General features: G+C 35.7%; 4 protein-coding genes. All 4 read right to left on the bottom strand.

Going from position 1 to position 5,710, the window contains the following annotated elements; genetic code table 11:
* On the bottom strand, positions 1 to 1,726 hold a 1,726-nt coding region (fusA, locus tag Q5F54_RS09840), incomplete at its 3' end, for an elongation factor G (RefSeq protein ID WP_302334337.1).
* A gap of 51 nt (positions 1,727 to 1,777) precedes the next feature.
* The gene (gene rpsG, locus Q5F54_RS09835) at positions 1,778 to 2,248 is read right to left on the bottom strand and encodes a 30S ribosomal protein S7 (protein ID WP_071119047.1); all 471 of its coding nucleotides are present in this window, start codon (positions 2,246 to 2,248) and stop codon (positions 1,778 to 1,780) included.
* Positions 2,249 to 2,370: 122 nt separating this feature from the next.
* The gene (gene rpsL / locus Q5F54_RS09830) at positions 2,371 to 2,793 is read right to left on the bottom strand and encodes a 30S ribosomal protein S12 (RefSeq protein ID WP_071119069.1); all 423 of its coding nucleotides are present in this window, start codon (positions 2,791 to 2,793) and stop codon (positions 2,371 to 2,373) included.
* A gap of 287 nt (positions 2,794 to 3,080) precedes the next feature.
* On the bottom strand, positions 3,081 to 5,710 hold a 2,630-nt coding region (gene rpoC / locus Q5F54_RS09825), incomplete at its 5' end, for a DNA-directed RNA polymerase subunit beta' (protein ID WP_302334336.1).

Genomic DNA, 5,710 nt, shown 5'->3' with positions numbered 1-5,710 from the left:
CTGATGAATCGACTTCATGGTAAGAACCATCGTATAATTCAACAGCAACGTCAACAACTGGATATCCAGCAACTATACCAGATGCCATTGCACCTTGGATACCTGCATCAGTAGGTCCAACGTATTCTTTTGGTACAGATCCACCAACAGTTTTGTTTTCGAACTTGTAACCAGTTCCTGGATCTTGAGGTATAACTCTTATCTTAACGTGTCCGTATTGACCTCTACCACCTGATTGCTTAGAGTACTTGTATTCAACATCTACTGGTTGAGTTATAGTTTCTCTGTAAGCAACTTGTGGAGCACCAACGTTAGCTTCAACTTTGAATTCTCTTAATAATCTATCAACTATTATCTCTAAGTGTAATTCACCCATACCTGATATTATAGTTTGTCCTGTTTCTTCATCAGTTTTAACTCTGAAAGTTGGATCCTCTTCAGCTAACTTTTGAAGTGCTATACCCATTTTTTCTTGAGCAGCTTTTGATTTAGGCTCTATAGCAACAGATATAACTGGCTCAGGGAATTCCATAGATTCAAGTATTATTGGATGAGCTGGATCACATAAAGTATCTCCAGTAGTAGTATCTTTTAATCCTACTGCTGCAGCTATATCTCCAGCGTATACTTCTGTTATTTCTTCTCTTGTATTAGCATGCATTTGAAGGATACGACCTATTCTTTCTCTCTTACCTTTAGTAGAGTTAAGAACATAAGATCCTCCTTGCATTATTCCTGAGTAAACTCTGAAGAATGCTAACTTACCAACGAATGGGTCAGTCATTATTTTGAATGCTAAAGCTGAGAATGGCTCTTCATCAGATGAATGTCTTTCAGACTCTTCACCATTGTCTAATACACCTTTTATAGCTGGTATATCAGTCGGAGCTGGTAAGTAATCAACAACAGCATCTAGTAATAATTGAACACCTTTGTTTCTGTAAGCAGATCCACAGAATACTGGGTTCATTTCACAAGCTATTGTAGCTTTTCTTATAGCAGCTTTTAATTCTTCTACTGATATTTCTTCACCTTCAAGATATTTCATCATTAACTCTTCGTCAGTTTCAGCTACTGCTTCAACCATTTTTTCTCTCCACTCTTGAGCTAATTCTTTCATATCTTCTGGTATTTCAGTTATTTCTATATCTTTTCCTAAGTCATCCTTATAGATATGAGCTTTCATTTCTAATAAGTCAACTTCCCCTTCTAACCAATCTTCTTTTCCTATTGGTAATTGAAGAGGTACAGCATTTGCAGATAATCTTTCTTTCATCATGTTAACAACGTTAAAGAAGTCAGCTCCCATGATGTCCATTTTATTTACGAATGCTATTCTAGGTACACCGTAGTTATCAGCTTGTCTCCATACGTTCTCAGATTGAGGTTCAACCCCACCTTTAGCACAGAATACAGCAACTGAACCGTCAAGAACTCTTAGAGATCTTTCAACCTCAACTGTGAAGTCGACGTGTCCTGGTGTATCTATTATGTTTATTCTATGGTCTTTCCATGCAGCAGTAGTAGCGGCAGAAGTTATTGTTATACCTCTTTCCTTCTCTTGCTCCATCCAGTCCATTTGAGAAGCTCCTTCGTGAGTTTCTCCTATCTTATGTGTTTGCCCTGTATAGAAAAGGATTCTTTCTGTAGTAGTAGTTTTTCCTGCATCTATATGAGCCATGATTCCTATATTTCTAGTTCTTTCTAAAGGAAACTTTCTAGCCATGGTTCTCCTCCTTGTGATATCCCTTAAAGGTATCAATTATATCCTATTTTATTAGAATCTGTAGTGAGCAAATGCTTTATTAGCTTCTGCCATCTTATGAGTATCTTCTTTCTTCTTAACTGAAGCTCCTGTGTTGTTAGCAGCGTCCATTATTTCTTTCGCTAACTTTTCAACCATTCCTTTTTCTCCACGAGCTCTAGTGTAGTTTACTAACCATCTTAAACCTAAAGTTTGTCTTCTTTCAGGTCTAACTTCAACTGGTACTTGGTAGTTAGCTCCACCAACTCTTCTTGCTTTAACTTCTAAAACAGGCATTATGTTATCCATTGCTTTGTTGAATACTTCTAAAGCATCTTCTCCTGTTTTTTCAGCTACCATAGCGAAAGCATCATAAACTATAGTTTGAGCTTTCCCTTTTTTACCGTCTATCATTAAATTGTTTATTAATTTAGTAACAACTTTACTTCCATATATTGGATCAGCTAATACTTCTCTCTTTGGAACATTACCTTTTCTTGGCATTTTGCTTCCCTCCTTAATTATTTAATCTTAAATCATAGGTACTCGACATAAATAATGCCGTGATGCCATAAATACATATATATATTTAAAGCACCGCACATATAATTAATTGTTAGTTTTTATTATTTCTTTGCAGCTTTAGGTCTCTTAGCACCATACTTAGATCTAGCTTGCATTCTCTTATCAACACCTGCAGTATCTAAAGTACCTCTTAATATGTGGTATCTAACCCCTGGAAGGTCTTTAACTCTTCCTCCTCTTATAAGAACAACACTGTGCTCTTGTAAGTTGTGTCCTTCTCCTGGTATATAAGCAGAAACTTCTATCCCGTTTGTTAATCTAACTCTGGCAACTTTTCTTAAAGCTGAGTTAGGCTTCTTAGGAGTAACTGTTTTTACTGAAGTACAAACTCCTCTTTTTTGTGGAGCACTTGCATCAGTAGCTTTCTTGTGTAAAGAGTTGAATCCCTTTTGTAATGCTGGAGCAGTAGATTTCTTTTCTATTGCTTGTCTGTTTTTACGAACTAATTGGTTAATTGTTGGCATCATCTGCACCTCCTTCCAAAATTTTCGATCTTTAAATGACCGCCAACTACATCAGTACATGTACTGATATGCTTGTAACAAAACGTTACTTTTACAATTAAATGTCTATTACACACATTATATGTGGTTTTAGCTCTTTGCAGTTTGGTGCTGCTAGTTCATTTATTAAAAGTCTAATCAAAGATCTCTAATAACTTATATAAGTTTTAGAAGACCTTCGATTACACACTTTTACATTTTATCACCCAAACATAGATAATGTCAAGATTTCTTTATCTCTTATTATATTAGTCTTGGATTTTTTCAACAGCTATGTTTTTATATCTCTTCATACCTGTTCCTGCTGGTATTAACTTACCTATTATAACATTTTCTTTAAGACCTATTAAGTGATCTTCTTTTCCTTTTATAGCAGCTTCTGTTAATACTCTAGTTGTTTCTTGGAATGAAGCAGCTGATAAGAATGATTCTGTAGCAAGAGATGCCTTAGTTATACCAAGTAAAACTCTCTTAGCAACAGCAGGTTTTAATCCCTGAGCTATAGCTTCTTCATTACACTTATCAAACGTTAATACATCTTCATACCCACCTGGGATTAATTCTGTATCACCTGGATCCTCAACTTTAACTTTCGAAAGCATTTGTCTTACTATAACTTCTATATGCTTATCGTTAACGTCAACCCCTTGCATTCTATAAACTCTTTGAACTTCTTTAACGATATAGTCTTGAACTCCACCTATACCTTTAACTCTTACTATGTCATGTGGGTTTATAGAACCTTGAGTTAATGGGTCCCCAGCTTCAACCATTTGTCCATGCTTAACTCTTATTCTTGATCCATAAGGTATAGCATAAACTTCTGTTTCACCATTTTCAGGAACTATACTTATTTCTTTTCTCTTACCAGTTTCGTCTATTTCAACTCTACCAGTTATTTCTGTTATGACAGCTAAACCTTTAGGTTTTCTTGCTTCAAATAATTCTTCAACCCTTGGAAGACCTTGAGTTATATCTCCTCCGGCAACCCCACCTGTATGGAATGTACGCATTGTAAGCTGAGTACCTGGTTCACCGATTGATTGAGCAGCTATTATACCAACAGCTTCCCCTATATTAACTTCTTTACCTGTAGCAAGGTTTCTACCATAACACTTAGAACAAACCCCATGGTTTGTCTTACAGTTAAGAACTGTTCTTATTTGTACAGTTTCTATTCCTGCAGCTATTATTTTTTCAGCTTCATCTTCTTTTATCATAGAATCAGCTTCTACTATAACTTCTCCTGTAGTTGGATTTACTATAGGGTCTATAGTATATCTTCCCACTATTCTATCATATAATACTTCTATTACTTCATTTCCATCTTTTATAGCAAATGTTTCTGTAGTTTCTGTTGTACCACAGTCAACTTCTCTTACTATAACATCTTGGCTGACATCAACAAGTCTTCTTGTTAAGTATCCTGAGTCAGCTGTACGAAGCGCTGTATCGGCAAGACCTTTTCTAGCCCCGTGTGAAGATGTGAAGTATTCCATTACTGATAAACCTTCACGGAAGTTAGATTTAACTGGAACCTCAACTGTTTTACCAGATGCATTGGCCATCAGACCACGCATACCAGCTAACTGTCTTATCTGGTTCTTAGAACCTCTGGCTCCTGAGTGTGCCATTATATATATATTATTAAGTCTGTCTAATCCTGCCATCAGAGCATCTGTAACTTTTTCAGTTGTTTCTGTCCAAGTTTCTATAACTCTTTCATATCTTTCTTCGTCAGATATTAGACCTCTTCTGTATGCTTTTTCATATTTATCAACTTTTTCTTCTGCTGCTGTTATATAACCTTTTTTAGCTTCTGGTATTTTCATATCAGCAACTGCAACTGTTATACCACCTCTAGTTGAGTATTTAAATCCTAGAGATTTTATATGGTCAAGTAATACAGCAGTTTCTGTATTTCCATGCTTTCTAAAGCACTTATCTATTATTTTACCTAAAGCTTTTTTGTCAACTAAGAAGTCTATTTCTAATCCAAATGGATCTACACTTCTGTCTACAAATCCTAAGTCTTGAGGTATATTTTCATTGAATATGAATCTACCTACTGTACTTTCAACTATAGAGCTTCTTCCATCTTCAAGTACTACTCTCATTTTTACTAAAGAGTGTAATTGAACAGTTTGGTTTTGATAAGCAAGTAACATTTCATTAAAGTCTTTGAATACTGTTCCTGTTCCTTTTTCTCCACCTTGAGCTTCTATAGTTAAGTAGTAACATCCTAAAACCATATCCTGAGAAGGAGTAGTTATTGGAGTACCATCTTTAGGTGCAAGTATGTTGTTTACAGATAACATTAAGAATCTTGCTTCTGCTTGTGCTTCTACTGATAAAGGTACGTGTACCGCCATTTGGTCACCATCGAAGTCGGCATTGTATGCTGTACATACAAGTGGGTGTAGCTTTATAGCTTTACCTTCAACTAAAACTGGTTCAAATGCTTGTATACCTAATCTATGAAGAGTAGGGGCACGGTTAAGAAGAACTGGATGACTCTTTATAACATCTTCTAAAACATCCCATACTTCTGGTTTTACTTTTTCTACTATAGATTTAGCACTCTTTATATTGTGTGCAAAACCTTCTTTAACTAATTTATCCATAACAAATGGCTTGAATAATTCAAGAGCCATTTTCTTAGGAAGACCACATTGATAGAATTTAAGTTCTGGTCCAACAACTATAACTGAACGTCCCGAGTAGTCAACACGCTTACCAAGTAAGTTTTGACGGAAACGACCTTGCTTACCTTTTAGCATATCTGATAAAGACTTAAGTGGTCTATTACCAGGTCCTGTTACAGGTCTACCTCTTCTACCATTGTCTATTAAAGCATCTACTGCTTCTTGAAGCATTC

Source organism: uncultured Romboutsia sp., from assembly GCF_958366745.1.
In the GTDB taxonomy this organism is placed as follows: Bacteria; Bacillota; Clostridia; order Peptostreptococcales; family Peptostreptococcaceae; genus Romboutsia; species Romboutsia timonensis.
Note: the sequence above shows the minus strand (reverse complement) of the source record. Positions and strands in the feature narration are given on the sequence as shown.

Bases quoted from the DNA above. Each gene is read 5' to 3' on its own strand.
- rpsG (WP_071119047.1), bottom strand. From the start codon at position 2,248: ATGCCAAGAAAAGGTAATGTTCCAAAGAGAGAAGTATTAGCTGATCCA.
- rpsL (WP_071119069.1), bottom strand. From the start codon at position 2,793: ATGCCAACAATTAACCAATTAGTTCGTAAAAACAGACAAGCAATAGAA.